Genomic DNA, 26232 nt, shown 5'->3' with positions numbered 1-26232 from the left:
CAAGATAGTCCTCAGCGTCACCTGTGGGAAGTGCCCCTCGGCACTGAACGCCTTGCGTCCCACCACAACTACCCAACCAAGAGGTTTGTATGAACGCCCCCTTCGATCAGCTGTCCACCTGGCTGAAAGAACACCGGATCACCGAAGTCGAATGCGTGATCAGCGACCTGACCGGCATCGCCCGCGGCAAGATCGCCCCGACCGCCAAGTTCCTCCACGAGCGCGGCATGCGCCTGCCCGAGAGCGTGCTGCTGCAGACCGTCACCGGCGACTATGTCGACGACGACATCTACTACAGCCTGCTCGACGCCGCCGATATCGACATGGTCTGCCGCCCCGACCCCACGGCGGTGTACCAGATCCCCTGGGCCATCGAACCGACCGCGATCGTCATCCACGACACCTTCGACAAACAAGGCAACCCCATCGAGCTGTCGCCGCGCAACGTACTGAAGAAGGTGCTCAAGCTGTACGCCGACAGGGGCTGGCAGCCGATCGTCGCGCCGGAGATGGAGTTCTACCTCACCCAGCGCTGCGAGGACCCGGACCTGCCGCTGCAGGTGCCGCTGGGCCGCTCGGGCCGTGCCGAAAGTGGCCGTCAGTCGTTTTCCATCGATGCCGCCAACGAATTCGACCCGCTGTTCGAGGACGTCTACGACTGGTGTGAAATCCAGGGTCTGGACCTCGACACGCTGATCCATGAAGACGGCCCGGCGCAGATGGAGATCAACTTCCGCCACGGCGACGCCCTGGACCTGGCCGACCAGATCACCGTATTCAAGCGCACGATGCGCGAGGCGGCGCTCAAGCACAACGTCACCGCCACCTTCATGGCCAAGCCGATCACCGATGAACCGGGCAGCGCCATGCACCTGCACCAGAGCGTGGTCGACATCGCCACGGGCAAGCCGATCTTCGCCAATGACGACGGCAGCATGAGCGAGCTGTTCCTGCACCATATCGGCGGCCTGCAGAAGTACATCCCCAAGCTGTTGCCGATGTTCGCGCCGAACGTCAACTCGTTCCGCCGCTTCCTGCCTGACACCTCGGCGCCGGTGAACGTCGAATGGGGTGAGGAAAACCGTACCGCCGGCCTGCGCGTGCCAACGTCGAGCCCCGAAGCGATGCGCGTGGAGAACCGCCTGCCGGGCGCCGACGCCAACCCCTACCTGGCCATCGCCGCGAGCCTGCTGTGCGGTTACATCGGCATGGTCGAGAAACTCGAACCCAGCGCCCCGGTACAGGGCCGCGCCTATGAGCGGCGCAACCTGCGCCTGCCGATCACCATCGAGGACGCGCTGCAGCACATGGAAGACTGCGAAAAGGTGCAGCAGTACCTCGGCCAGCAGTTCGTCCAGGGCTACGTCGCGGTCAAGCGTGCCGAGCATGAAAACTTCAAGCGCGTGATCAGTTCGTGGGAGCGCGAGTTCCTGCTGTTGAGCGTCTGATCCGCTTTCTGGCAGGCCAGATCCCACGGCAGAACCAAGATGCCTGTGGGAGCCGGCTTGCCGGCGATGGGCTGCAAAGCAGCCCCTACACCACCGAACTCGAAAAACAAGACCAACGAGGTGTCGACATGCGTCATCCGCAAGCTTTGATCCCCGCAACCTTCGCCCTGCTGTTCGGCGCGGCCGTCCAGGCCCAGCCGACGGTGAGCGTCTACAACTGGACCGACTACATCGGTGACACCACCCTGGCCGACTTCCAGGCCAGCAGCGGGATCAAGGTGGTCTATGACGTGTTCGACTCCAACGAAACCCTGGAGGGCAAGCTGCTGGCCGGGCGCACCGGCTACGACGTGGTCGTGCCCTCCAACCATTTCCTCGCGCGCCAGGCTCAGGCCGGCGCGTTCCTGCCGCTGGACCGCAGCAAGCTGCCGAACTGGCGGCACCTGGACCCGAAACTGCTCAAGCAACTGGAGCAGAACGACCCGGGCAACCAGTACGCCGTACCGTACCTCTGGGGCACCAACGGCATCGGCTACAACGTCGACAAGGTCAAGGCGGTGCTGGGCATCGACAGGATCGACTCCTGGGCCGTACTGTTCGAAGCCGAGAACCTGAAGAAGCTCAAGCAGTGCGGCGTGGCGTTCATGGACTCGCCCGACGAGCTCTACCCCGCCATGCTCAACTACCTGGGCATGAACCCGCGCAGCGAGAAGGCCGATGACTACAAGAAGGCCGAGGCCCGCCTGTTGGAGCTGCGCCCGTACATCACCTACTTCCATTCCTCCAAGTACGTTTCGGACTTGGCCAACGGTGATGTCTGCATCGCCTTCGGCTACTCCGGCGACGTACTGCAGGCCGCGCACCGCGCCGAAGAGGCCGGCAACGGCGTCAAGGTCGCCTACAGCATTCCCAAGGAAGGCAGCAACCTGTGGTTCGACCTGCTGGCCATCCCCAAGGACGCCAAGAACCCCGAGCAGGCCCTGGCCTTCATCAACTACCTGCTCGACCCCAAGGTGATCGCCAAGGTCAGTGCCACGGTCGGCTATGCCAACGCCAACCCCGACGCCAAGGCCGACATGGACCCGGCGCTGGTCGACAACCCCGAAATCTACCCGCCGCAGGAGGTGCTGGACAAACTGTATGTCTCGTCCATGCAGAGCCCGCCGATCCTGCGGCAGATGACCCGCTCCTGGAGCAAGATCAAGTCCAACCGCTGAGTCGAGCCCACCCATGCCCCACATGACTGAACACACTGCCTCCTACTACGCCGCCTCGGCGCGCCAGGCGGCGACCTACCCCGCGCTCGACCAGGACCTGCAGGCCGATGTCTGCGTGGTCGGCGGTGGCCTGACCGGGGTCAACGCGGCCCTGGAGCTGGCCGAACGCGGCCTCTCGGTGATCCTGCTGGAGGCCCGCCGTATTGGCTGGGGCGCCAGCGGGCGCAACGGCGGGCAACTGATCCGCGGCATCGGCCATGACGTCTCGGGCTTTGCCCGCCATGTCGGCCAGGACGGCGTGCGCTACCTCAAGCAGGCCGGGATCGATTCGGTGGCCCTGGTCGCCCGCCGTATCGCGCAATATGGCATCGACTGCGACCTGCGCTGGGGGTTCTGCGAGCTGGCCAACACCCCCGCCCAGTTCGCCGCATTCGAGGACGAGCAACGCGACCTCGCCACACTGGGCTACCCGCATGAGACCCGCCTGGTCGGCCCCGAGCGCATGCACGAGATCGTCGCCAGCGACCTGTACGCCGGTGGCCTGGTCGACATGGGCTCGGGCCATCTGCACCCGCTCGACCTGGTCCAGGGCGAAGCCCACGCCGCCCATGGCCTGGGGGTGCGCATCTTCGAGCAAAGCCCGGTACTGCGCATCGAACATGGCAGTACGGTGACCCTGCACACCGCCCGCGGCAAGGTGCGCGCGCAGAGCCTGGTACTCGGCTGCAACGCCCACCTCGACGAACTGGAGCCACGCTTGAGTGGCAAGGTGCTGCCGGCCGGCAGCTACGTGGTGGCGACCGAGCCACTGCCTGAAGGCCTGGCGCGTACGCTGATCCCGCAGAACATGGCGCTGTGCGACCAGAAAGTGGGCCTGGACTACTACCGCCTGACCGCCGACAACCGCCTGCTGTTCGGCGGTGCCTGCCACTATTCCGGGCGCGACCCCAAGGACATCGGCGCCTACATGCAGCCCAAGGTGCTCAAGGTGTTCCCGCAACTGGCCGAGGTGCGCCTGGACTACCAGTGGGGCGGCATGATCGGCATCACCGCCAACCGCTTCCCCCAGGTAGGCCGGCTCAGCCAACACCCCAACGTGTTCTATGCCCAGGGCTACTCCGGGCATGGCCTGAACGTCACCCACTGGACCGCGAAACTGCTCGCCGAGGCCATTGCCACCGAGCAAAGCCATGGCTTTGATGTGTTTCGCGCGGTGCCGCACCTGACCTTCCCCGGCGGCAAGGCACTGCGCTCGCCGCTGCTGGCACTGGGGATGCTGTGGTACCGCTTGCGCGAGGCACTGGGCTGACGGCCCACCTTCAAAGGATGGCTTGAAGCCCCTTGTCGGCAATGATGTTCAGCAGCTTCAAGGCCGGCCCGGCCGGGCGTGTTTCGCCCTGCTCCCATTTGCGCACTGTCGATGCGCTGGTGTGCAGGTGCAGGGCGAACACCGGTTGGCTGAAGTTAAGGGCTTCACGCAGGTCGCGGATGTCCTGGGCAGTGAACGCTCGCACCGGAGCCGGGCAGATCGCCTCGAAGTCCCTAAGTGTAACCTTGCCGACAGCACCGGCCTGTTCCAGGGCCGACAGGTCGGCACGCAATGACTCAATGAGTTTGCTGGTCACAGTGGACCTCCATCAATACCCCGCAACCCAATGCCTTGGCCAGGGCGTGGGGTGATAATTCCAGAAATACCTTGCCGGTAAACTGCAGGGCCTTTTGCTCGGCCGGCGTGACATTGGCCAGGTCGCTTTTGGCGAATCCATGCAAGAACACATATCGATCGCCTATACGAGCCGACAGTAGCGTGCGGTAACCACCCCGCTTGCCACTGCAAAGGCCAGCAATGCGCTTCTTGAATAATAAACCGCCAAGACTCGCGTCAACCAACCCACTCTGCATTTCTGCAACTGCTCGGCAGAGCAGGTGGTCCGGCAAGCACTCCCTGGCTTGCCAGCGGGCAAACTCCCTACGCTTGTAGACATCCATGATCGGCACTCTAAACATACCCGTAAAGGGCATACTTTTCCACTTTCAGTGATGAATGGATAGTCAGCCCAATCAGGTTGATCGGTGGGAAACGGCAACTGTCGACAGCCCGAACGCTGGCCTTCGGCCCACCACCTGCTAGCGTTGTCCTGGCCCCTTCCCTCATGGACCTCGTCATCATGAAGCACCTGCCTCGCACCACCCTGCTGTGCGCTGCTCTGCTGGCCCTGGTTGCCTGCTCCAGCAACCGTGTCGACCCCAAGGACTATTCCGGGTTTCTCAAGGACTACAGCCGCCTGAAGCCGGCCGAAAGCGTCTCCGGCGCGCCGGTGATGCGCTGGATCGACCCGGACGTGAAGGCCAGCCAGTACACCAAGGTGTTCATCGAACCGAGCCAGTTCTACCCCAAGCCGCAACCGACCAACGTGATCTCGGCGCAGACCCTGCAAGAGATCACCCGCTACTTCAACGAAGCGATGCGCCGCGAACTCGGCAGTGTGCTTACCCTGGTCAAGGAGCCCGGGCCGAATACCATCGTGGTGCGCCCGGCGATCACCGCGGTCTCCACCAGCACCGAAGGCCTCAAACCCTATGAAGTGATCCCCATCGCCCTGGTCGCCGCGGCGGTCAACACCGCCGCCGGTGGCCGCGACCAGGCCGTGGACATCGCCGTGGAGGCGGCCTTCCTCGATGGCGCCAGCCAGAACGTGTTGGCCCAGGTGGTGCGCAAGGGCAGTGGCAAGGACCTGGAGAACGACACCACGCAGCTGACCCTGAACGACGTCAAGCCGGTGCTCGACGGCTGGGCCAGCGACATGCGCCGCAGCTTCGTGGCCCTGCAACAGAAAGCGAAGTAAGTGACCATTCGGTCAATGCGCGACCACTCGTCGGACGTACTGTAAAAAGGCCATCACTGCCTGGCCGGCCTGCTTAACTCAAGCGGGCTGCCAGGCAGGCGGCACCGCGTACCAGGGATGGCTGCACAAGCCGGCTGCCAACAGCCGCTCGCACCGGGCAAGCCTGTTCTCCCCGCCCGGTCTCCCACCTCCTCCGCCTCTTCGCCCGCCTGCGCCAGTCGTGGTTATCGGTATGTCATTCATCGAATGCAATGGAGGCAATCATGTCTGAATCGCTGCTCGCACCGTCGGAAGGTCTTTTCCCGGTGTCCTACCTCATTGGTACCAACGCGCCAGGTGCCCCGCGCCTGCAAGTCGACCTGCTGGTCTACACGCCAGACCGCAGCGTCAACGGCCACGCGCTGATCACCCAGACCACCAACCCACCGCTGGAGCTGGGGCTGGATGTCTGGGGCACCTACAGCTACCTCACCGTGCAGCCGCCAAGCGAAGGCAAGATCCTGCTGACGGTACGTGGCAACCATGGCGGACCGCACGCCAACTCGCCGGAGCAGTTCGAACTGCGTGCGCTTCTCGACCAGGACTGGCAGAAAGGTACGGCCAGCTACCGCTACTACAACGGCCAGCGCTGGATCGAGGTGGACAACGTACCCGTCGTGCTGGAGCTCAAGCGCATCCAGACACTGGCGAACGTCGACCTGACGACCGAACTGCACAACGCCACCCTGGAGGCAGTGATCGCCACCGGTGATGTCGCGCAACTCAAGCATCTGGCCAGCGGTGCCGTGGGCAAAGCCCTGGACCAAGCTCTTGCCTCGACCAAAAGCCCGGCCGCCAAGGCCGCCAAGAAAGCCTGAGCAGACAAGGAGAATCAGCATGTCCTTCGGACTTTTTCATACCCGCCTGAACGTCAGCAACGGGCTGCTCGGCGCACCGATCCTGACCCTCGACCTGCTGGTGAATACCGTGCAGAAGAAGGTCACCGGCAGGGCTTCCATCATCCAGACCACGCATCCGGTTCAGGTGTTCCACGCCAAGGTGTGGGGCGGCTACAGCGAGCTGCCGTTCGCGCCCGCGGGTAGCCCGTCGATCGTCCTGCACCTGGATGGCAGCCCTAGCGGCCCGCTCAGCCAGATTGCCCAGACCTTCCACCTGCAGGGTCTGCTCGACCAGGGCTGGAATGTCGGCACTGCCAGCTACCGCTACTTCATCAACGGCCATTGGGTCGACCAGCATGGCCGCGTGCGCAAGGCGCCGGACATCACCCACCAGGATCAACCGCGACCAGCGGAGCGCCTGAAGGCCGCGATCAGGCACCTGGAAAGCGTCTGACCTGAGCGGTCCGCGAGGCAAGTCCTCCCCCACGCTTTCACGTGGGAGCGGGCTTGCCCCGCGTTCATTGGTCAGGCCATGAAGCTGTAGGCGATCGCCGACAGCGTGATCAAGCCGATCAGCACCACGAACACATTCGACAGCTTGCCCGAGTACTGGCGCAACGCCGGCACCTTCTGTACCGCGTACATCGGCATCAGGAACAGCAGGCAGGCGATCACCGGCCCACCAAGGCTCTCGATCAGCCCGAGGATGCTTGGGTTGAGGGTGGCCACCGCCCAGCAGGTCACCAGCATGAACAACGCGGTGGCGCGCTCCAGGCGCTTGGCCGGCCATGTCTTGCCGCGCCCGCGCAGGCTCTTGACGATCATGCCCTGGAAGCCTTCGCTGGCCCCGATGTAGTGGCCGAGGAAAGACTTGGTGATAGCCACCAGCGCGATCAGTGGCGCGACGAAGGCGATCACCGGGGTCTGGAAGTGGTTGGCCAGGTACGACAGGATCGAGATGTTCTGCGCCTTGGCCGCGGCCAGGTCCGCCGGGCTCAGGGCCAGCACGCAGCTGAAGCAGAAGAACATCACCGTCAGCACCATCATCACATGGGCCGCGGCCAGGGTCCGGCCACTCTTGCGGTCGGCATCATTACCATAGCGGTGCTTCTGGTCGACGGCGAAAGCCGAGATGATCGGCGAGTGGTTGAACGAGAACACCATCACCGGAATCGCCAGCCACAAGGTCAGCAACAGCTTCGAGGCACTGATGCCCTCGTTGGCCTGGGCGAAGAAGGCGCCGTTCCAGTTGGGGATCAGGCTCAGCGCCAGCAGCAGCAACGAGGCGACGAAGGGATACACCAGCACGCTCATGGCCTTGACGATGATCTGCTGGCCGCAGCGCACCACGATCATCAACCCGCAGATCAGCAGCAACGCCAACAGCGCTCGGGGCGGCGCACCGATGTGTAGCTGGTGCTCGAAGAAGCTGGTCAGGGAATTGGTCAATGCCACGCTGTAGACCAGCAGGATCGGGAAGATGGCGAAGAAGTACAGCAAGGTGATGAGCTTGCCGGCGCCCACGCCGAAATGCTCCTCCACCACTTCGGTGATGTCCTCGTTACCGCCTTTGCGCCCGGACAGCACGAAGCGCGTCAGGGCGCGGTGGGCGAAGAAGGTCATGGGGAAGGCCAGCAATGCCAGGATCAGCAACGGCCAGAAGCCCCCGACCCCGGCGTTGATCGGCAGGAACAGGGTGCCGGCGCCGATCGCCGTGCCATACAGGCCCAGGGCCCAGGTGGTGTCGTGGCGGTTCCAGGTGGTCGAGCCACTGGCCGAAGCCGGGGCAGCCGAATCCGCACGAACGCTCGTGGTGCTTTGTACATCAGTCATGGGTATCGCCTTGTAGTTGTTTTTGTCGCAGGTACAGCGGGTGTTGCAGGTTCAATCAGGTTTGCGGGGCACTTCGCGGGAGCCTGTTTCTCAGCACTCGACGAACGCGACGGCCAGGCCGCCGCGGGAGGTTTCCTTGTAGTTGGCGTGCATGTCCGCGCCGGTATCGCGCATGGTGCGGATCACCCGGTCGAGGGAGATGAAATGCTCGCCGTCGCCACGCAAGGCCATCTGCACGGCGTTGATGGCCTTCACCGCGGCAATCGCATTGCGCTCGATGCACGGGATCTGCACCAGGCCACCCACGGGGTCGCAGGTCAGCCCGAGGTTGTGCTCCAGCGCGATCTCGGCGGCGTTTTCCAGCTGCGGCGGGGTCGCGCCAAGCACCTCGGCGAGCCCTGCGGCAGCCATCGAGCAGGCCGAGCCCACTTCACCCTGGCAACCGACTTCGGCGCCGGAAATCGAAGCGTTCTTCTTGCACAGAATGCCCACTGCGGCCGCCGCCAGGAGAAACGCCACCACATCGTCGTCACAGGCGCCGGGGTTGAACTTCATGTAGTAGTGCAGCACCGCCGGGATGATGCCGGCGGCGCCGTTGGTGGGCGCGGTGACCATGCGCCCGCCGGCGGCGTTCTCTTCGTTCACCGCCAGGGCGAACAGGTTGACCCACTCCATGGCGCTGAGGGTCGAGCCGATCACGTTCGGCTTGCCGACCTCCTGCAGGCTGCGGTGCAGGCGCGCCGCCCGGCGCTTGACCTTGAGCCCACCCGGCAGGATGCCTTCGTTGCGCAGGCCGTTGTCGACGCACTCGCCCATCGCCGCCCAGATCTTCAACAGGCCTTCGCGGACCTCGCTTTCCGGGCGCCAGGCGCACTCGTTGGCCAGCATCAGCTGGCTGACGCTGAGGTTGTGGGCCTTGCACAGGGCAAGCAGTTCGGCACCGCTGGAAAATTCGTAAGGCAGCTCGACCAGGCCTTCATCGCTCGAAGGCGCATCGATTTCAGCTTGTTCGACGATGAAGCCTCCGCCCACCGAAAAGTAGGTCTGGCTGAACTGGCTGCCCTGCCCGTCGAAGCTTTCCAGGGTCATCGCATTGGGATGGTAGGCCAGGCTCTCGTCCAGCAGGCGCATGTCGCGGCTGTACTGGAAGTCGATTGGATGACTGCCGTCGAGCATCAGGCAGTGCTCCTGCATCAGCTGGTCGATGCGTGGCTCGATGCTGTGCGGGTCGATCCGGTCCGGCCACTGGCCCATCAGCCCCAACAGGCAGGCACGGTCGGTGGCGTGCCCGACCCCCGTGGCCGACAGCGAGCCATAAAGGCGTACCTCGACCCGGCGAACCTGGGCCAGCAAGCCGCGCTCGCGCAGGGCCTGGGCAAAGGTCGCCGCGGCGCGCATGGGGCCGACGGTGTGGGAGCTGGATGGGCCGATGCCAATCTTGAAAAGGTCGAAAACACTGATAGCCATGCTAATGCCTGACCGTGACGGCAATCTGCGACACGCCACGGCTCTCCGGAAAATTTGAGCGGTATTGCCAAGTTGCGCGATACTGCCGCGCTCAGGCCAGCTTGACCAACGAAACTTCCTACACAAGCCTTTAGCAGGACTAAACAATGAAAGGCCCACTCAATGGCCAGGTGTTCGTCTGGCTGCACGTGTTCTCCTGTGCGGCGCGACATCTGTCGTTCACCCGCTGCGCCGAAGAGCTGCACATCACTCCCGGAGCAGTCAGCCAGCAGATGCGCCAGCTCGAGGAGCGCCTGGGCTTTCGCCTGTTCCTGCGCCGTGCTCGCGGCGTCGAGTTGTCCGCCGAAGGCCAGCGCCTGGCGCAGACCGTGGCCGAAGCCTACGGCAGCATCGAGGCCGAGCTGCTGCGCCTGGACGCCGGCGAGATCCGCGGCACCTTGCGCCTGCGCTCGATCCCCTCGTTCCTGGCCAAGTGGCTGACCCCGCGCCTGCCGCGTTTCCAGCAACGCTATCCGGACATTGAGCTGCGCCTGGTGGCCGAGGACAGTAACCAGGCGCTGCACCCGGAAGACTTCGACCTGGCCATCGATCTCAACGATGGCAGCTATCCGGGCATGCTCTCCACGCCTCTGCTCGACGAGCAGATCTTCCCGGTGTGCTCGCCTGCCCTGCTGCGCGGCCGCCCGCCCCTGCACGGCCCGGCCGGCCTGGCCCACTACCCGCTGCTGCATGACATCACCGCCTGGCGCGGCAGCTCGGAATACGCCGAGTGGGAGTTCTACCTCGACGGCATCGGTGCCGGCGGGCTGGACGTACGCCGCGGACATACCTTCAACCGCAACCACCTGACCATCGAGGCCGCCATCGCCGGGGTCGGCGTGGCCATCGCCCGGCGCACCCTGCTCAACGACGAACTGGAACGCGGCGCGCTAATCGTGCCGTTCGGGGTGCCTATCGCCAACCACAAGCGTTATGTGCTGCTGTATCCACCGGGCGGATTGAGCCAACCTGGGGCGCGGGCGGTGCATGACTGGTTGGTGGAAGAAGCGCAGAGCTTTCGCGCCATGCACCCATTGGCACTGTCGGCGACTTAGATCAACACCACTTTTAATGCTAATGATTAGCATTGAGGTTTTGCCTTTCTGATTCGGAATCCCTAGTGAATGCCTTCACTTACTTGCGAATCGAAAGGAATCCAGTATGTCGCAACAACCTGTCAGCCCGGCACATCCACCGGCTGTACCGCACTTCACCTGCAATCGCACCTTCGCCGCCGTGCACATGGCATTGCTCCTCGGGCTGGGCGGTGCCGCCATGAACCTGGCTGCGGCACACGCAGTGGAACCTGCGGAAGAAGTGGAGAAGGCGCGCCACGGCCAAGGCGCCGGCAGCCTGGAGCTGTCCGAAACCATGGTCGAAGGCAGCCGCGACGCCCCCAGTGCGTTGCCGCCGGTCTACGCCGGTGGCCAGGTGGCCTCGGGTGGCCGGGTCGGGCTGCTGGGCAACAAGGACTTCATGGAAACGCCATTCAGCACTATCAGCTACACCGAGAAATACATCGAGGACACCCAGGCCCAGACCATCACCGACGTGATCGCCGCGACCGACCCCGCAGTCTTCAGCAACGGGCTCAAGGGCACCTACAGCGAGAACTACTCCATCCGCGGCTTCAACTCCAACATCAGCGACGTGAGCATTGGCGGCCTGTATGGCATGGCGCCCTACTACCGGATCTCGCCGGAGATGTACGAGCGCATCGAGGTGCTCAAGGGCCCGTCCGCCCTGCTCAACGGCATGCCGCCAGGTGGATCGGTGGCCGGCAGCATCAACCTGGTGCCCAAGCGCGCGGGCGCCGAACCGCTGACGCGGATCACCGGCACCTACATGTCGGACGCGCAGTTCGGCGGGCACCTGGACGTCGGCCGTCGCTTCGGCGAGGAACAACAGTTCGGCGTGCGCTTCAACAGCGTCTACCGCGACGGCGATACCGCCACCGACCACCAGCGCATGAAGGCCGAGCTCAATGCCCTGGGCCTGGACTGGCGTGGCGAGCGCGCGCGCCTGTCGGCCGACCTGTACGAAAGCGAGGACCGGGTCAGGGGCCAGAACCGCGGCATCGGCCTGGCCGCAGGCGTGCCGGTGCCCAGACCGCCGAAGTCCGAGACCTTGCTCAACCCGGATTGGGGTTTCGTACAGACCCGCGACAAGGGCGTGATCGTGCGCGGCGAATATGACCTCAACGACAACCTCATGGCCTATGCCTCAGCCGGCACCAGCAAGACCGACTACAAGTACAGCGGCACCATGCTCGCAGAAGTGCTCAACACCGCCGGCGACTTCGAGACGCGCATGGGCCAGTTGAAGATCGACCTGGAGAAGACCTCGGGCGAAGCCGGCCTGCGTGGCCATTTCGACACCTTCGGCGTCGGCCACCAGTGGTCGCTCAATGCCACGCACTACTCGGACAAACAGCGCGACTATGGCCGGCGCAACGTTCCGGGTGCCGAGTGGATCACCAACATCTACCACCCGGTCTGGGGCCCGGAGGCCGCCAGGAGCTACCCCGCCATCGCCCACACCGAGTCACGCCTGAGCAGCTACGGCCTGGCCGACACCCTGTCGTTCTTCGACGAGCGTGTGCAGCTCACCCTGGGCGTGCGCCGCCAGCAGGTGCTGACCGACAGCTTCAACGTCGACACCGGCGCGCAAACCAGTCGCTACAACGAAAGCGCCACCACCCCGGCCGCAGCGGTGCTGATCAAGGTCACCGACGAAGTGTCGCTGTACGCCAACTACATTGAAGGCCTGAGCAAAGGCGCCGTCGCCCCGCTTACCGCGCCCAACGCCGGCCAGGTGTTCGCCCCGTACAAGTCCAAGCAGAAGGAGGTCGGTATCAAGCTCGACCTCGGCGACTTCGCCCACACCCTGAGCCTGTACCAGATAGAGCGTCCCAGCAGCTACACCAACCCCGCAACCAACGTTTTCTCCTTCGGCGGCGAGCAACGCAACCGCGGGCTCGAGTGGAGCTTCTTCGGCACACCGCTGACCGATGTGCGGCTGATGGGCGGCGTGGCCCGCCTCGATCCCAAAGTGACCAAGGCTGCCAGCGGCTCGGATGAAGGCAAGACCGCCACCGGCCAGCCGAAACTGCAGGGCAAGCTGGGCGTGGAGTGGGATACCCCACTGCTCGATGGACTGACCCTGACCGCCAACGCCACCGCCGTGTCGAAACAGTACATCAGCAGCGACAACAGCCAGTCGATTCCCGGCTACACCATCTACGATGTCGGTGCCCGCTACCGGCTGCAGGTAGCCGACCACCCGGTGACCTTGCGCGGCACGGTGGAAAACGTGACCAACAAGGCCTACTGGGGCATGCCGCTGCTCACCAGCCTGGGGCTGGGTGCGCCACGCACCGTGCAGGTGTCCGCCAGCATCGACTTCTGACGTCAGTCAGCCTTGCCTACCGGCATCGGTTGCCCCGCCAGGACACTGGCGGGGGTGACCACCTGGCCCAGGTCGATATGACGGAAATCCGGCTTGGCCCCCAGCCGCGCATTGAAACGCACGTTGAAGGTGAACGGGTCGTCGGTCGGCATGTCCAGCGACTGCCCGTAGAGCGCGCTGACCGCCTTGTCGTCGTAGCCCATCAGCTTGAGCATTGTGGGGAACAGGTTGTAGTGGCTGGAGGCGTTACGGTTCACCGCCAGGTTGCCTTCCCAATCCAGTGTCCTGAGGCCCTGCCCCTGGATCACTACCAGCGGCACCAGGCCCTCCTCCGGCACCGGGTCGCTGTCGCAATGAGTGTTCAGCCCCGGGTTACCGCGCTCATGCAGGTCCTGGCCATGGTCGGAGGTGTACAGCACCACGGCCTGGCTGAGGTCGGCCTCGGCGAATAGCCGGCGGAAGAACTCACCGACGCTCCACAGCACGGTGTTCTGGTAGGCATTGCGGTACAGCACCCAGTCCTGCGGGCGGCCATCGAAACCGTCGCGGGTGCCAGTGTCGGCAATATCGACGTAGAGGCCCCGGGGCAACGCGGGCTGGTATTTGAGGAAGTCGTCTGGATATTTGTCGTGCACCGGGAAGTGGGCGCCGACCTTGTTCACCACGATCAGGTGCGGCTTGCCATCCTTGAGCAGCGCCACCAGCCGCTCCAGCGCTGCCATGTCGCGCTGCACCACGGGGGTGTCGTCGAACTGGATGAACTGGTCGATATCGCGCTTCTCGGTTTCGGTCATCAGGTTCTGCAGGTTGCCGCCGGTGCGCTGGCCGTCGATGTAGACCGTCTCCAGGCCCGCGCGCTTGGCGTACTGCCAGATCGACGGCTGGGTCGAGTTGATGCGCAGATAGTCGGCGCGGGTGCCGCCATAGCGCAGGGTGACATTGGTGTCGGCGCTGCAGTTGGCAATCGACGCGGCGTAACCGAAATTGACGATTTGCACGCCGGGTTGGGCCTGGGCCAGATGGCTGGTGACCCCGGCCGGGGTGTTCAGGTCCAGGTAGTTGCCCGAGATGCTCTCGTCGATCAGCAACACGATGTCCCGCGCCATCGCCGGGCCTGATTGGGCAAGGGTCACGGGCTGACGTGGCCCGACATGGTCGTGCAGGGTCTCGTAGGTGAACAGGCTCAGATAGGCCAGCGGCGTGTACATCACGGGCAGCCCGCGGGCGCCCTCGCCGGCCCGCACGAACAGGATGGCGACCAGCGCCAGCAACCCCAGCAGCGGTGCCAACGGTGGCAACAGGCGCGGCAACTTCGGCGTCGGCCCCGGACGCAGGCCAATGCCCAGCAGCAACAGCAGCGCCCGTGCCGCAGCGAGGGTTATGGCGTAATGATATTGCTGCAGCGCCTCCTGGACGAAACCACCGGCGTAGACCATGGACACGAAGGCGCTATAGGTCAGGTACGAATCGGTGATGCGGTTATAAGCGTCGAGAAAGATCGCGCTGACCGTGAACATCAGGGCCAACGCCCAGCGCAGCCACCCCGCACGCGTGAACGCCGTCAGCACAAGCGCCACCGCCAAAACCGCAAACATACCCAGGTAAAGGACCAGCGGCACGCCAATACCCAAGGCTTCTATGCGCTCACGGTAATAGCCATGAAAGCTGGTCAGGTAAACCAGCAGCAGCAAAAGCTTGACCCATCCGCGCATGTTTCGACCACTCCGGTCATGGAATTCTTCTCAAACCGTAGCACCTGTGAAACAAACCACAACGCAAAAAAGTCAAATTTCCGACGACATACCGACACCGGAATCTGGCACAGGCCGCAAGCTGTTGTTGATTATCTCTATCGTCCGCAGACCGCTTATTTCGCTGCATTGCACCGTTCATCGGCTCGCCGAACGGCCAATTGCCACTAGCTATGTTCGCTAACACACGGATTGGAAACGGGTTGGTGGCAGAAGGCCCGTTGCGTTGGACTCTGTAAATGCGACGAAACATGCCATTGCTTTGACGCAATTCCACCGGGCTGAGCTATACCCAATTCACACCACTGTTTCATCTCCCTTACTCATCCATTCGAGGCACCGCGCATGGACGTGAGCGTTTTTGGCACCGGTTATGTCGGACTGGTACAGGCAGCAGCACTGGCGGACGTAGGTCACCGGGTACTGTGCGTGGATGTCGATACCCACAAGATCAACCAGTTACGCCAGGGTGTGCCGCCGATCAGCGAGCCGGGCCTGTCGGACTTGCTCGAGGACAACATCAAGGAAGGTCGCCTGCTGTTCAGCACCCAGGCCAGCGACGCCGTCAGCCATGCCGAGCTGATCTTCATCGCCGTGGGCACCCCGCCCGACGAGGACGGTTCGGCCGACCTGACCCATGTGCTCAACGTCACCCGGCAGATCGCCGCGCTGATGGAGACCGACCATACCCTGATCATCAAGTCCACCGTGCCGGTGGGCACCGCCGACCAGGTCATGGCCCTGGCCCGCGACGAGTTGCAGCGCCTGGGCAAGGGTCAGTTGCAAGTACGCGTGGTGTCCAACCCCGAGTTTCTCAAGGAAGGCAGCGCCCTGGCCGATTGCATGCGCCCGGACCGCATCATCGTCGGTACCCTCGACGAGGTCGCCCATGACCAGTTGGCCGAACTGTACGCGCCGTTCTGCCGCAACCACGAAAAACTGATGTTCATGGACAACCGCAGCGCCGAACTGACCAAGTACGCCGCCAACGCCATGCTCGCCACCCGCATCAGCTTCATGAACGAGCTGGCCAACCTCAGCGAACACCTGGGCGCCGATATCGAGGCGGTACGCCGCGGCATCGGTTCCGACCCGCGCATCGGCTACCACTTCATCTACCCCGGCTGCGGCTTTGGCGGTTCGTGCTTCCCCAAGGACATCAAGGCCCTGCTGCACACCGCCGCGCACAGCGGCATGCCGCTGCGCCTGCTGCAGAGTGTCAGCGAGGTCAACGATCAGCAGCGGCGCATCCTCTTCGCCAAGCTCAAGCAGCGCCTCGGCGGCCTGGCGGGCAAGTCCATCGCCCTGTGGGGGCTTGCCTTCAAACCCAACACCGACGACATGCGCGAAGCGCCCAGCCGCTACCTGATGGAAGCGCTGTGGGCCGAAGGCGCCACGGTGCGCGCCTATGACCCCGAAGCCATGGACGAATGCCGGCGCCTGTACGGCTACCGCGACGACCTGCAACTGTGCGCCACCCGCGACGACACCTTGCAGGACGCCGACGCCCTGGTGATCTGCACCGAGTGGAAAAACTTCCGAGTAGTGGACTTCTCGATGCTGGCCAGCAAGCTGCGCGCGCGGGTGATCGTCGATGGCCGCAACCTGTACAACCCTGAACAGGTGGCGGCCCACGGCCTGCACTACAGCGGCATCGGCCTGCGCCAGGTCAGCCCGCAGGCGGATGCGCCATGAAAGTGCTGGTCACCGGCGCGGCCGGTTTCATCGGCGCCCATACCTGCCGCCAGCTGTTGCTCGAGGGGCATCAGGTGGTGGGGCTGGACAACTTCAACGACTACTACGAGCCGTCGCTCAAGCATGCCCGCGTGCACTGGGTACGCCAGACAGCGGGCGATTTCCCGCTGCACTGCCTGGACCTGGGCGACCGCGACGGCATGGCCCGGCTGTTCGCCAGCGAACGCCCGGACGTGGTCGTGCACCTGGCCGCCCAGGCCGGTGTGCGCTACTCGCTGCAGAACCCGCAGGTTTACCTGGACAGCAACCTGGCCGGTTTCCTCAACGTGCTCGAAGGCTGCCGCCGGCACCCGGTCCAGCACCTGCTGTACGCCTCGTCCAGTTCGGTGTACGGCGCCAATCAGCAAACGCCGTATCGGGTCGAAGACGCCGTGGACCACCCGCTGTCGCTGTATGCCGCCACCAAGAAGGCCAACGAGGCCATGGCCCACAGCTACAGCCACTTGTACGGCATTCCCTGCAGCGGCCTGCGCTTCTTTACCGTGTACGGCCCCTGGGGCCGCCCGGACATGTCGCCGATGCAGTTCGCCCGGGCGATCAGCGAAGGCAGGCCGATCCAGCTGTTCAACCATGGCCGCCACCAGCGCGATTTCACCTATATCGACGACATCGTCGAGAGCCTGGTGCGGCTGATCCCCCTGCCCCCGGTCGCCGACCCGCAGTGGAATGCGCTAACCCCGGATCCGGCCAGCAGCCACGCGCCGTGGCGGCTGTACAACATCGGCGGGCAGCGTCCGGTGGAGCTGCTCGACTACCTGGCGCTCCTGGAGAAACACCTGCAGCGCAACGCGGTGATCGAACTGCTGCCGCTGCAACCAGGCGATGTCCTGGCCACCTGCGCCGATGCCAGCGCCCTGGCCAGGGTCACCGGATTCACCCCACAGATAGGCCTCGATGAGGGGCTCAGGCGCTTCGTCGCCTGGTTCAAGAGCTACTACTCGCCCGCCGCCAGCGAAGCGGCGCCCACGGGTGAGCAGCCAGATCAACGGAGGGCGGTATGACAGGACAACCCAAGAGCGCACAACTGCAGGCGCTGTACCAGGACAAACGCATGGACCCGGCGCACCGACAGCGCATTGATGCCGCCATCCACATGCAGGGCCGCGGCTGGATCACCGGCCGCGTCGGTGGTCGCCCCTGGACCCTTTCGCGCACCAACCGCGTGCTGTCGTGCCTGGCCGCGCTGACCCTGCTGCTGCTGCTGTCGCCGCTGTTCCTGGTGCTGGCGCTGCTGATCAAGCAGTCCAGTCCAGGTCCGGTGTTCTTCGTGCAGAAGCGCACCGGCTACCGCGGCCGCGCCTTCGGCATGTTCAAGTTCCGCACGATGGTGGCGAACGCCGAGGCGTTGAAGGATTCGGTGCGCCACCTGAACAAGCACGGCGCCGATGCCATCGACTTCAAGATCGACAAGGATCCGCGCATCACCTCGGTCGGCGGCTGGTTGCGCAGAAGCAGCCTGGACGAGCTGCCCAACCTGATCAACGTGGTCACCGGCGATATGCGCCTGGTCGGCCCGCGCCCCACTTCATTCAACGCCTACCGCTACCACGACAACCACCTGGCGCGGCTGTCGATCTACCCGGGCATGACCGGCCTGTGGCAGATCTCCGGGCGCAGCAACATCGACTTCGACCAACGGGTGGAGCTGGACCTGAGTTACATCAACGAACAGAGCCTGATGCTGGACCTGAAGATCCTGCTCAAGACCCCGTTCAAAGTCTTCACTGGCCACGGAGCAAGCTGAGATGGACGGTTCATCCTCAAGAAGCCTGACGATCGCTACCCCAAGCGAGACCAACCTGACCGCCACCGTGCTCGACCTCGACCAGCGCACCCTGCTGCTGACCGCGGCCAACACCGGCAGCGGCACCAGCACCAGCGCCCTGGCCTTCGCCAGCCAACTGGCCCTCATGAGTGCGGGCAACGTGCTGCTGATCGATGCCAGCCTCAGCCCCGGCGGCCTCAGCCAACAGCTCGGCCTGGCCAAGCTGCGCGGCTACAGTGACCTGCTGTTCAACCAGGACACCCCGCCGCTGGCCCAGGACTGCATCGTGCGCCTGTCCGACCAGCCGTTCGACGTGCTCCCGGTGGGCACCTGGAAGCGCGGCCGCGACCGCCTCGACCACGAGCAGTTGCGCGTACTGCTGAACCAGTTGAGCAACCAGTACCGTTTCGTGGTGATCGACGGCGAAGCCATCTATGCCAGCGCCGACAGCCTGGTAATCGGTACCTTGGTCGACGGCGTGATCCTGGTCGTGTGCGCCGAGGAGACCCGCTGGGAGGTGGCCCAGGCCGCCAGCCAGCGCCTGACCCAGGCCGGCGCGCGATTGATCGGCAGCGTGTTCAACAAGCGCAAGTACTACATGCCCAAGTGGCTGTACGAAAATCTCTGAGAGGCCGCACAGGATGAACGCCATGAGATATCCCTCGATTGCCCTGTGCGTACTGGCCCTGGCCGGCTGCGCCAGCCAGGAAAACCGCGAGATGCCGGTGCAGATCCTCACCGCGCCTCCCGCCGAAAGCCAGGCCACCGAAGTCGCCCGCCGCGAACAGGTACTACGCCCGCAGGACGTGCTGGAAGTGATTTTCCATGTCAGCAACCGCTCGGCCGGGGCCTACCGGATCCAGTCCGGCGACACCCTGGACCTGAACTTCATGGCCGCCAGCGGCTTGAACGGCAACCAGCTGGTGCAGCCCGACGGCACCATCACCCTGCCCAGCACCAACGCCGCGGTGCGCGTCGAGGGCATGACCCCCGGCGAAGCCGAGAGCGCCATCCGCCAGGCCTACCAGGACAAGCGGGTGTTCAAGCCCAACCGTGACCAGGTCACCGTGCGGGTGATGAGCCCAATGACCGACGAGGTCAACCTGAAGAACGCCCTCAGCCACCCCGGCACCGGCATGAGCCGCGACATCACCGTGGGCAACGACGGCCGCGCCACCTTCCCGGAAATCGGCTCGGTGCCGCTGCAGGGCATGACCGTCAACCAACTGCGCGACTACCTCAACGAGCGCTACGCCACGTTGCCAGGGCGCATGAGCGTGGATGTGCTGCTCAAGTCCACCGCCGCCAACGAGATCTACGTGCTCGGCGAAGTCGGCCAGCCCGGCGCCTTCCAGATCCGCCGCCCGATCTCCGTGCTCGAGGCGCTGACCCTGGCCCGCGGCCCGACCCTCAAGGCCAAGCTCGGTTCGGTGGTGATCATGCGTCGCGAGGGCAACACCGTGCATGCGGTCAACTACGACGTCGACCAGGCGCTCTCCGGCGGCAGCCAGAAACTCGCCTACCTGCAGCCCGAAGACATGCTCTACGTGCCCAAGACCAAGCTGGCCAGCGCCGCCGAGCTGTCCCGGCAACTGGCCGACGTGGTGCTGTTCCAGGGCTTCGGCTTCAGTTTCAGCTACCGCGTCGACAATAAAGAAAGCAACGACTGACCGGGGGACGGACCATGACTACGCAACCGAAAGAAAACTATGTGCATGAGTTCTTCCGCATCTTCTTCGCCAACCGCCAGTTGGTGAAACGGGTGTTCCTGGTGTTCGCGGTGATCGCCGTGCTGTTGCCGCTGGTGCTCAAGCAGAGCTACGACATCACCGCCGAAGTCATCGTGCAGTCCAAGAAACTCTCGCAGAGCGACACCACCTCGGCGCTCAGCCAGCAGGCCGACCAGTTCATCCCGCCGTCGCTGGCCGACATGGAGACCGAGAGCAACATCCTGCGCTCGCCAACCCTGATCCGCCAGACCATCGGCGAGCTGCGCAAGGAAGGCCACTATCCGGACGAGCCCGGCCTGCTGCGGCGCACCGTGCTCGACCCGCTGCGTCACACGGTGATCGAGCCCCTGCACCGGCTGTTCGGCAATGCCGTGGCGGACGATCGCGACACCCAGCTCGACACCCTCACCGACCAGGCCGTCAAGGACCTCAAGGTCGAGACCCTGCCCGGCTCCAACGTGATTTCCATCACCTACAGCGCCAATGACGCGAAGCTGGGCACGCTGTTCGTCAGCCGCCTGCTGGAGAACTTCCTGGCCAACCGCCAGGACCTGCAGTCCAATGAACTGCCCGAAGCCTTCTACGAGCAGAAGAAGCTGCACTACCAGGCCCGCCTGGGCGACCTGGAAAGCCAGCGCCTGGGCCTGCTCACCGCCATCGGCTCGTCGGATCCGAAGGAGGAGATCACCTTCCGCCTCAACGCTATCAACACCGAAGAGCAGGCGCTCAACCTGCAACGTGACCGCCAGCTGCAGAACCAGAAGTGGCTGGACTACCTGCAGAGCAGCCTGGCCGCGGCCAACAAGGCGAAGATGGCCGACTACGCTTTCCCCTACACCTTCACCACCACGGTCGACAACGTCGCCTTCGAAGACCGCGAGATCAAGCAGCTCGGCGAGCAGCTGACCACCCAGCTGGCCCGCTACAACGGTGACGCCACGGTGTTCCAGCCAGGCTCCGACCAGATGGTCATGGCCCGCCAGCAGATTGCCCAGTTGCGCGCGCAGTTCCTCAAGATCGTCGAGAACCGCATCCGTGAACGCCAGCAGGACCTGGCCGTGACCCAGCAGGTGATCGAGCAGAAGACCCAGCGCATCGCCGACTACAGCAAGCGCATCCTCCAGTTGCGCGAGACCCAGAGCAAGACCCGGCAGCTGGACACCGAGATCGATGCCCTGCACAAGGCCTTCTCCACCTACGCCCAGCGCTACGAGGAAAGCCGTGGCCAGGGCCTACTCGATGGCAGCCAGTCCAACGCGCGCATCCTCAGTGCCCCCTACGAACCCACCGCGGCGAGCTTCCCGAAACCTGGCCTGATCATTCCGTTCGGCCTGGTCACCGGCCTGCTGCTGGCAATTGCCGTGGTCTACGTCAGGGAGTTCTTCGACCACCGCTTCAAGCATCCGGCGCAGATCAGCCACGAGCTGGGCCTGCCAGTACTGCTGGTGATCAACGACCAGACCCCGGCGCTGCCCAACCCGCACAAGAGTTGGTCGCTGCCACGCCTGTGGCACTGGGTGCGCAATTGAACGCCGCGCTGCACGCTGGCCGGCCGATCCTGCACCTGCTGAGCAGCGGCGGGTTCTATGGCGCCGAGCGCATGCTCCTGGACCACTGCCAGGCCACCCCCGGCCGGCATCGGGTGCTGTTCCTCGATGCCCCGGCGGACCTGGTGGCGCGCTTTCGCGAGGCGGGTGTCGAGTGCGACACCTGCCACGGGCTGGGGGCGGTGCTCAAGGTGCTCGGCGCGCAGCGCGGCGAACGTCCACTGGTCAACAGTCATAACTTCAAGGGCCAGCTGTTCGGCTGGATCGGCGCCACGCTGTGGCGCCTGCCGATGGTCAGCACCCAGCATGGCTTTACCCCGCGCAGCCGCAAACAGCGTTTCTACACCTGGCTGAGCCTGCAGTTGTGCCGCACGCCGACAGTGGACACGGTGGTGTGCGTGGCCGAGAGCATTGCCCGTATCCATCGCGATGCCGGGGTGCCAGCGGCCAAGCTGCAGGTGATTCCAAATGGGCTGCCCGAGATTTGTGAAACGCAGGCAAAGGATGGCCTGGGGGCGGCACAGCCAGGCGGCGCCCCCTGGCTAGCCGCCTACGTTGGCCGGCTGTCCAGCGAAAAAGGCCCCGACCTGTTCCTCGACACGTTGATCCCGGTGTGTCAACGCCAACCGCGGGTCCACGCCGTGATGCTTGGCGAAGGCCCTGAACGCGATGCCTTGCAACAGCGCATCGACGCTGCCGGTCTGGGCGAGCGCATCACCCTGCCGGGCTTCCAGCGCGACATGCGCGGCTGGATGAAACGGCTGGATGCCCTGGTCATCAGCTCGCGCACCGAAGGCACGCCGATGATCCTGCTGGAAGCCATGCAGGATGGCGTGCCGGTGGTGGCCTTCGGTGTGGGCGGCATCCCCGACGTCATCGAGCACGGCCACAACGGCCTGCTCGCCCGTCCCTTGGCCACGACCGAACTGGGCGAGCATCTCGAAGCGCTGCTGCAAGACCCCGAGCAGGCCGACGAACTGGTTGCCCGGGCTCGCCAGACTCAACGTCAACGCTACCACCTGCCAACCCTGGCACAACGTTGGGCCCAGGTGTATCGAGGCACGACCGAGGAGGTTGTCGCATGATCATTCCCCTGTCGCTGGTGGCCCTGGTGGCCTTGCTGAGCCTGGGTCTCTTGGCCAGCCCCTACCCGTTCCTGGCGCCCGGCGGCGTGATCGGCCTGGCCGGCGTGCTGGTGCTGTACCGCAAACCGGCCTGGGGCCTGCTGGTGATCGCCACCCTGGTGCCGCTGGAGGGGCTGCTCAAGGACGGCCTGGTGTCCGGCGCCAAGCTGGTGGGCATCGGCCTGGTACTGATCCTCAGCCTGCAACTGGCAGTGCGCCAACTTCCCGGCGAGCGCCTGCGCAGCAATCAATGGCGCCTGCTGCTGCCGTTCATGGCCCTGTACCTGCTGAGCCTGTGGGCCAGCGACGATCTGGCCCTGTCGGGCGGGCACTTGCGTGAGCTGCTGGTGGGCCTGGTGGTGTTCGTCATTACCTTGCTGGTCGGTCGCGACCTCAACCTGCCGCTGCTGGCGCGGCTGATCACCGTCAGCGTGTGCGTAACCTGCCTGTTCGCGATCTTCTCCACCAAATACCAGGAGCAGGGCCGCGCCTCGGCCATGCTCGACCCCAACGCCTTCGCTCTGCTGATCACCATCGCCATGCCCCTGGGGCTATGGCTGGCGATCAAGGCGCGGCAGATCCCGGTCAAGCTGTTCTGGGCCGGTTGCTGCGTGTTGCTGCTGGTGGGCATGACCAAGACCGAGTCGCGCTCGGGGCTGGTGGTATTGCTGATCAGCCTGGGCATCGTGCTGTACAACTACCGCGAACAGCTGACGCGCATCCGCCCGCGCCACCTGGGCTTCGCCATCCTTGGCCTGGCCATTGTCCTGCCCCTGGGCGTGGCCTTGATGCCCGCCGGCTACGCCGACCGCATCCAGTCGCTGATGCTGCTCAAGTCCGGGGTCAACGCCCACCAGGACGAATCGCTGGGCCGGCGCGCCTCCTACCTGGTGGTGGGCAAGGAAATGATCAGCCACAGCCCGCTGCTCGGTACCGGCCCCGGCACCTTCCCGCTGCACTATGCCGACACTGGTTTCTCCAAGGCCTTTGCCCCGGTCAACAGCAAGACCACCGACCTCTACCGCCGCGCTCACAATACCTACCTGGAGCTGTTCAGCGAGGTCGGCCTGCCGGCGGGGCTGCTGTTCGTCGGCATGATCGTGCTGGCCCTGCGCAATTTCTGGCAGGCCCGCGCCGCCTTCCGCGCAGCCGGCGACCCGGACCGCGCCGACCTGATGACCCACCTGACCATGAGCATGCTCGCCATCGGCCTGTTCCTGATGTTCCTCAGCGCCCCGAGCCACAAGTACCTGTGGCTGATGCTGGCGCTGTCCAGCGTGCTGCTTGGCCAGGCGCGTGAGCAGCAGCCCGTGGAGGTGGCCCGATGAGCCGGGTGAGTATCGTCATCCCGATGTTCAACGAAGCCCGCCATATCGGCCGCACCCTCGATGCCGCCCGGCGCTCGGCCAGCGCAGCCGGGCTGGCCTGCGAGCTGATCGTGGTGGACAACGGCTCCAGTGACGACGGCCCGGCGATCGCCCGCGCCCACGGTGCCCAGGTGCTGAGCCTGCCGGGCGTGGCCATCGGCGCCCTGCGCAATGCCGGCGTGAACGCCAGTCAAGGCGACTGGCTGGCCTTCCTCGATGCCGACATCGAGGTCCCGGAACACTGGCTGGACCTGCTGCTGGACCTGCAACGCAGAGGCGAAGGCGATGTCTTCGCCCTGGACTGCGACACCCCGCGCCAAGCGCCCTGGTTCGCCCAGGCCTGGCAACGGCGCACCCTGCGCACCGGGCAGACAGTGCAGGACTGTACCTGGCTGCCCACCCCCAACTTGTTGATGCGGCGCCACTGGTTCGAGCAGGTCGGCGGTTTCGATGAGCGCCTGCGCACCGGCGAGGACAAGGACTTCACCCTGCGCCTGCATGAAGCCGGCGCGCGCCTTCGCGTGCTGCGCGAACCTGCGGTGCTGCACTGGGGTTATGAAGCCAACTGGCGCGAGTGGCTGGGCAAGGAGATGTGGCGCCAGGGCAGCCACCTGCAATTGCTGCGCAGCCATGGCGTGAGCCTGCGCCTGCTGCGTTTTCCGATGCTCTCGGTGGGCGCCTGGGTGCTGGATGCCGTTGCCCTGTCGGCGCTGCTCGACGGCTTCCCTCATGTCGCGCTGTTCTTCCTGCTGGTCAGCGCCCTGCCCGCGCTGTTCCTCAGCCTGCGCCAGAGCCGCAGGCACCGCGACCCGCTGCTCACGCTGCAACTCTGGGGCCTGCACTGGCTGCGCCTGCACCTGGCCGGCGCGGCCTTCATCCTCAGCCTGTTCAACCGCACCGCAAGGAGGCCCGCCCGTGGCTGAGTTCATTTTCTGGCTATGCCTGCTGCTGCCGTTGTACGCCTGGGTCGGCTACCCGCTGCTGCTGACCCTGGCTGCGCCGTTCTTCGCCCGTCGCACCGCCATGCCGTTGCCCGCGCAACGGGTCAGTGTGGTGATCGCCGCGCACAACGAAGAGCGGCATATCGAAGCCAAGCTTGCCAGCGTGCTCGGCCAGAACTACGCAGCCGCGGAGCTGCAGGTGGTGGTGGCCAGCGACGGCTCCAGCGACCGCACCGTGGCCTTGGCCCGTGGCCTGGGCGACCTCCGGGTGCAGGTGCTGGACCTGCCACGCCTGGGCAAGGCCGGTGCGTTGAACAGTGCCGTGCAGGTGTGCACGGGCGACCTGCTGGTGTTCACCGACGCCGATAACCAGTGGTCGACCGACACCCTCGGCCTGCTGCTCGCCCCCTTCGCCGACGTGCAGGTCGGCGGCACTGCAGGGCACATGATCATTCCCGACCCGGGCAAGGGCCTGAGCATCGGCGACAGCCTGTACCGCCACTACGAAGCCTGGGTGCGCAAGGTGGAGAACCGCACCGGCTGCATGGTCTCGGCCGACGGCGCCCTGCTGGCCCTGCGCCGGGGGCTGTACCAGCCAATCCCGAAACAGGTCAACGACGACTTCTTCATCAGCACCTGCGCACCGGCCGCAGGCCTGCGCATCGTCTATGTGCCCGAGGCGGTGGTGCTCGATCAGGGCGTCGACGAGGCCGACAAGCAGTTCCGCCGCCGCCAGCGCGTCACCGTCGGTGGCCTGCTGAGCCTGGCCGCCCGCCGCGAGCTGCTCAATCCGGCGCGCCACGGCCTGTACGCCATCGCCCTGATCAGCCACAAGCTGATCCGCCGCCTGGCCCCGGTACTGCTGCTGCCGCTGTTGCTGGCCAACCTGTGGCTGGCCGCCGAGCCCGGTTTCTACCGCCTGACCCTGGCCCTGCAACTGCTCGGCTACGCCGCCGCCATCGCCGGCCTGCTCGACGCCCGCCGGCGCTTGCCCCGCCCGTTCCGCCTGGCCGCCTTCGTGCTGGTCACCCTCGCCGGCATGAGCGTGGGCCTGTGGCAGTTCCTGCGCGGGCACAGCTACAGCCAATGGAACCCCGACCAGAATCGATGAGCGAC

Annotated in this window: 23 protein-coding genes; 18 read left to right on the top strand and 5 right to left on the bottom strand. The window is 65.0% G+C overall.

What is annotated here, in order from left to right:
- Window positions 1-89: 89 nt before the first annotated feature.
- The 3 genes from ACQ4OD_RS08280 to ACQ4OD_RS08270 all read left to right on the top strand — a co-directional run bounded on the left by ACQ4OD_RS08280 (window position 90) and on the right by ACQ4OD_RS08270 (window position 3974).
- Complete coding sequence (locus ACQ4OD_RS08280) at window positions 90-1448, top strand: glutamine synthetase family protein (protein ID WP_198754577.1); 1359 nt, start codon at window positions 90-92, stop codon at window positions 1446-1448.
- Window positions 1449-1576: 128 nt separating this feature from the next.
- Window positions 1577-2665 carry a polyamine ABC transporter substrate-binding protein gene (locus ACQ4OD_RS08275; protein WP_023631637.1) on the top strand — a complete coding sequence of 363 codons (1089 nt, stop codon included), beginning with the start codon at window positions 1577-1579 and terminating at the stop codon, window positions 2663-2665.
- A 13-nt stretch (window positions 2666-2678) separates the two neighbouring features.
- Entirely contained in the window at window positions 2679-3974 is a 1296-nt protein-coding gene (locus ACQ4OD_RS08270; RefSeq protein WP_430944148.1) for an NAD(P)/FAD-dependent oxidoreductase, read from the top strand.
- Between the two features lie 10 nt (window positions 3975-3984).
- Here the strand turns inward: ACQ4OD_RS08270 and ACQ4OD_RS08265 are convergent, their stop codons facing one another.
- On the bottom strand, window positions 3985-4290 hold the full coding sequence (locus tag ACQ4OD_RS08265) for a helix-turn-helix domain-containing protein (protein WP_198754575.1): 306 nt from the start codon (window positions 4288-4290) through the stop codon (window positions 3985-3987).
- Window positions 4271-4654: a type II toxin-antitoxin system RelE/ParE family toxin gene (locus ACQ4OD_RS08260; protein WP_198754574.1), complete on the bottom strand. Its 384-nt coding sequence runs from the start codon at window positions 4652-4654 to the stop codon at window positions 4271-4273. Before ACQ4OD_RS08260 ends, ACQ4OD_RS08265 begins: the two co-directional genes overlap by 20 nt.
- A 179-nt stretch (window positions 4655-4833) precedes the next feature.
- On the opposite strand from ACQ4OD_RS08260, the gene ACQ4OD_RS08255 reads away from it, so the two are divergent.
- The 3 genes from ACQ4OD_RS08255 to ACQ4OD_RS08245 all read left to right on the top strand — a co-directional run bounded on the left by ACQ4OD_RS08255 (window position 4834) and on the right by ACQ4OD_RS08245 (window position 6843).
- Window positions 4834-5511, top strand: a complete 678-nt coding sequence (locus ACQ4OD_RS08255) for a DUF3313 domain-containing protein (RefSeq protein WP_046857799.1) — start codon at window positions 4834-4836, stop codon at window positions 5509-5511.
- A gap of 263 nt (window positions 5512-5774) precedes the next feature.
- Entirely contained in the window at window positions 5775-6368 is a 594-nt protein-coding gene (locus tag ACQ4OD_RS08250; protein ID WP_139670973.1) for a DUF1842 domain-containing protein, read from the top strand.
- A gap of 19 nt (window positions 6369-6387) precedes the next feature.
- Window positions 6388-6843: a DUF1842 domain-containing protein gene (locus ACQ4OD_RS08245; RefSeq protein ID WP_102682276.1), complete on the top strand. Its 456-nt coding sequence runs from the start codon at window positions 6388-6390 to the stop codon at window positions 6841-6843.
- A 71-nt stretch (window positions 6844-6914) separates the two neighbouring features.
- On the opposite strand, the gene ACQ4OD_RS08240 is transcribed toward ACQ4OD_RS08245, so the two are convergent.
- Together ACQ4OD_RS08240 and ACQ4OD_RS08235 are read right to left on the bottom strand one after the other, a co-directional pair.
- Window positions 6915-8222, bottom strand: a complete 1308-nt coding sequence (locus ACQ4OD_RS08240) for a serine/threonine transporter (RefSeq protein WP_430944147.1) — start codon at window positions 8220-8222, stop codon at window positions 6915-6917.
- Between the two features lie 90 nt (window positions 8223-8312).
- Window positions 8313-9689, bottom strand: a complete 1377-nt coding sequence (locus ACQ4OD_RS08235) for an L-serine ammonia-lyase (RefSeq protein WP_430944146.1) — start codon at window positions 9687-9689, stop codon at window positions 8313-8315.
- A gap of 146 nt (window positions 9690-9835) precedes the next feature.
- Here ACQ4OD_RS08235 and ACQ4OD_RS08230 point away from each other — a divergent pair, with 146 nt between their 5' ends.
- Both ACQ4OD_RS08230 and ACQ4OD_RS08225 read left to right on the top strand, forming a co-directional pair.
- Entirely contained in the window at window positions 9836-10783 is a 948-nt protein-coding gene (locus ACQ4OD_RS08230) for a LysR substrate-binding domain-containing protein (protein WP_102682279.1), read from the top strand.
- A 106-nt stretch (window positions 10784-10889) separates the two neighbouring features.
- The gene (locus ACQ4OD_RS08225; RefSeq protein WP_430944145.1) at window positions 10890-13136 is read left to right on the top strand and encodes a TonB-dependent receptor; all 2247 of its coding nucleotides are present in this window, start codon (window positions 10890-10892) and stop codon (window positions 13134-13136) included.
- 2 nt (window positions 13137-13138) lie between these two features.
- Here ACQ4OD_RS08225 and ACQ4OD_RS08220 read toward each other — a convergent pair whose 3' ends face one another.
- On the bottom strand, window positions 13139-14848 hold the full coding sequence (locus ACQ4OD_RS08220; RefSeq protein WP_430944144.1) for a sulfatase-like hydrolase/transferase: 1710 nt from the start codon (window positions 14846-14848) through the stop codon (window positions 13139-13141).
- Window positions 14849-15232: 384 nt separating this feature from the next.
- Between ACQ4OD_RS08220 and ACQ4OD_RS08215 the strand changes: the two genes are divergently transcribed.
- The 10 genes from ACQ4OD_RS08215 to ACQ4OD_RS08170 are packed head-to-tail and all read left to right on the top strand — an operon-like array spanning window position 15233 to window position 26227.
- A complete protein-coding gene (locus ACQ4OD_RS08215; RefSeq protein WP_139670965.1) occupies window positions 15233-16582 on the top strand; it encodes a UDP-glucose dehydrogenase family protein in 1350 nt (449 codons plus the stop codon).
- The gene (locus ACQ4OD_RS08210) at window positions 16579-17643 is read left to right on the top strand and encodes an NAD-dependent epimerase (RefSeq protein WP_430944143.1); all 1065 of its coding nucleotides are present in this window, start codon (window positions 16579-16581) and stop codon (window positions 17641-17643) included. The genes ACQ4OD_RS08215 and ACQ4OD_RS08210 overlap by 4 nt, the downstream gene beginning before the upstream one ends.
- Entirely contained in the window at window positions 17640-18386 is a 747-nt protein-coding gene (locus ACQ4OD_RS08205) for a sugar transferase (protein ID WP_046855782.1), read from the top strand. Before ACQ4OD_RS08210 ends, ACQ4OD_RS08205 begins: the two co-directional genes overlap by 4 nt.
- Before the next feature lies 1 nt (window position 18387).
- Window positions 18388-19035, top strand: a complete 648-nt coding sequence (locus tag ACQ4OD_RS08200) for a CpsD/CapB family tyrosine-protein kinase (protein WP_102682284.1) — start codon at window positions 18388-18390, stop codon at window positions 19033-19035.
- A gap of 22 nt (window positions 19036-19057) precedes the next feature.
- A complete protein-coding gene (locus ACQ4OD_RS08195) occupies window positions 19058-20077 on the top strand; it encodes a polysaccharide biosynthesis/export family protein (protein ID WP_198754572.1) in 1020 nt (339 codons plus the stop codon).
- Between the two features lie 14 nt (window positions 20078-20091).
- A complete protein-coding gene (locus ACQ4OD_RS08190; protein ID WP_198754571.1) occupies window positions 20092-21666 on the top strand; it encodes a GumC family protein in 1575 nt (524 codons plus the stop codon).
- A complete protein-coding gene (locus ACQ4OD_RS08185) occupies window positions 21663-22769 on the top strand; it encodes a glycosyltransferase family 4 protein (protein WP_232967994.1) in 1107 nt (368 codons plus the stop codon). Before ACQ4OD_RS08190 ends, ACQ4OD_RS08185 begins: the two co-directional genes overlap by 4 nt.
- Complete coding sequence (locus ACQ4OD_RS08180) at window positions 22766-24136, top strand: O-antigen ligase family protein (protein WP_198754570.1); 1371 nt, start codon at window positions 22766-22768, stop codon at window positions 24134-24136. Before ACQ4OD_RS08185 ends, ACQ4OD_RS08180 begins: the two co-directional genes overlap by 4 nt.
- Window positions 24133-25098: a glycosyltransferase gene (locus tag ACQ4OD_RS08175; RefSeq protein WP_198754569.1), complete on the top strand. Its 966-nt coding sequence runs from the start codon at window positions 24133-24135 to the stop codon at window positions 25096-25098. Before ACQ4OD_RS08180 ends, ACQ4OD_RS08175 begins: the two co-directional genes overlap by 4 nt.
- Window positions 25091-26227, top strand: coding sequence for a glycosyltransferase (locus tag ACQ4OD_RS08170; RefSeq protein WP_198754568.1), 1137 nt, complete (start codon window positions 25091-25093; stop codon window positions 26225-26227). The genes ACQ4OD_RS08175 and ACQ4OD_RS08170 overlap by 8 nt, the downstream gene beginning before the upstream one ends.
- Window positions 26228-26232: the final 5 nt, after the last annotated feature.

The organism is Pseudomonas sp. WC1 (assembly GCF_050586565.1).
Lineage (GTDB): Bacteria > Pseudomonadota > Gammaproteobacteria > Pseudomonadales > Pseudomonadaceae > Aquipseudomonas.
This window is presented reverse-complemented; position numbering and strand designations above follow the sequence as displayed.

Excerpts from the sequence above, each read along its gene's own strand:
- ACQ4OD_RS08280 (WP_198754577.1), top strand. The coding sequence starts at position 90 with ATGAACGCCCCCTTCGATCAGCTGTCCACCTGGCTGAAAGAACACCGG.
- ACQ4OD_RS08275 (WP_023631637.1), top strand. The coding sequence starts at position 1,577 with ATGCGTCATCCGCAAGCTTTGATCCCCGCAACCTTCGCCCTGCTGTTC.
- ACQ4OD_RS08270 (WP_430944148.1), top strand. The coding sequence starts at position 2,679 with ATGCCCCACATGACTGAACACACTGCCTCCTACTACGCCGCCTCGGCG.
- ACQ4OD_RS08260 (WP_198754574.1), bottom strand. The coding sequence starts at position 4,654 with ATGGATGTCTACAAGCGTAGGGAGTTTGCCCGCTGGCAAGCCAGGGAG.
- ACQ4OD_RS08255 (WP_046857799.1), top strand. The coding sequence starts at position 4,834 with ATGAAGCACCTGCCTCGCACCACCCTGCTGTGCGCTGCTCTGCTGGCC.
- ACQ4OD_RS08250 (WP_139670973.1), top strand. The coding sequence starts at position 5,775 with ATGTCTGAATCGCTGCTCGCACCGTCGGAAGGTCTTTTCCCGGTGTCC.
- ACQ4OD_RS08245 (WP_102682276.1), top strand. The coding sequence starts at position 6,388 with ATGTCCTTCGGACTTTTTCATACCCGCCTGAACGTCAGCAACGGGCTG.
- ACQ4OD_RS08240 (WP_430944147.1), bottom strand. The coding sequence starts at position 8,222 with ATGACTGATGTACAAAGCACCACGAGCGTTCGTGCGGATTCGGCTGCC.
- ACQ4OD_RS08235 (WP_430944146.1), bottom strand. The coding sequence starts at position 9,689 with ATGGCTATCAGTGTTTTCGACCTTTTCAAGATTGGCATCGGCCCATCC.
- ACQ4OD_RS08230 (WP_102682279.1), top strand. The coding sequence starts at position 9,836 with ATGAAAGGCCCACTCAATGGCCAGGTGTTCGTCTGGCTGCACGTGTTC.
- ACQ4OD_RS08225 (WP_430944145.1), top strand. The coding sequence starts at position 10,890 with ATGTCGCAACAACCTGTCAGCCCGGCACATCCACCGGCTGTACCGCAC.
- ACQ4OD_RS08220 (WP_430944144.1), bottom strand. The coding sequence starts at position 14,848 with ATGCGCGGATGGGTCAAGCTTTTGCTGCTGCTGGTTTACCTGACCAGC.
- ACQ4OD_RS08215 (WP_139670965.1), top strand. The coding sequence starts at position 15,233 with ATGGACGTGAGCGTTTTTGGCACCGGTTATGTCGGACTGGTACAGGCA.
- ACQ4OD_RS08210 (WP_430944143.1), top strand. The coding sequence starts at position 16,579 with ATGAAAGTGCTGGTCACCGGCGCGGCCGGTTTCATCGGCGCCCATACC.
- ACQ4OD_RS08205 (WP_046855782.1), top strand. The coding sequence starts at position 17,640 with ATGACAGGACAACCCAAGAGCGCACAACTGCAGGCGCTGTACCAGGAC.
- ACQ4OD_RS08200 (WP_102682284.1), top strand. The coding sequence starts at position 18,388 with ATGGACGGTTCATCCTCAAGAAGCCTGACGATCGCTACCCCAAGCGAG.
- ACQ4OD_RS08195 (WP_198754572.1), top strand. The coding sequence starts at position 19,058 with ATGAGATATCCCTCGATTGCCCTGTGCGTACTGGCCCTGGCCGGCTGC.
- ACQ4OD_RS08190 (WP_198754571.1), top strand. The coding sequence starts at position 20,092 with ATGACTACGCAACCGAAAGAAAACTATGTGCATGAGTTCTTCCGCATC.
- ACQ4OD_RS08180 (WP_198754570.1), top strand. The coding sequence starts at position 22,766 with ATGATCATTCCCCTGTCGCTGGTGGCCCTGGTGGCCTTGCTGAGCCTG.
- ACQ4OD_RS08175 (WP_198754569.1), top strand. The coding sequence starts at position 24,133 with ATGAGCCGGGTGAGTATCGTCATCCCGATGTTCAACGAAGCCCGCCAT.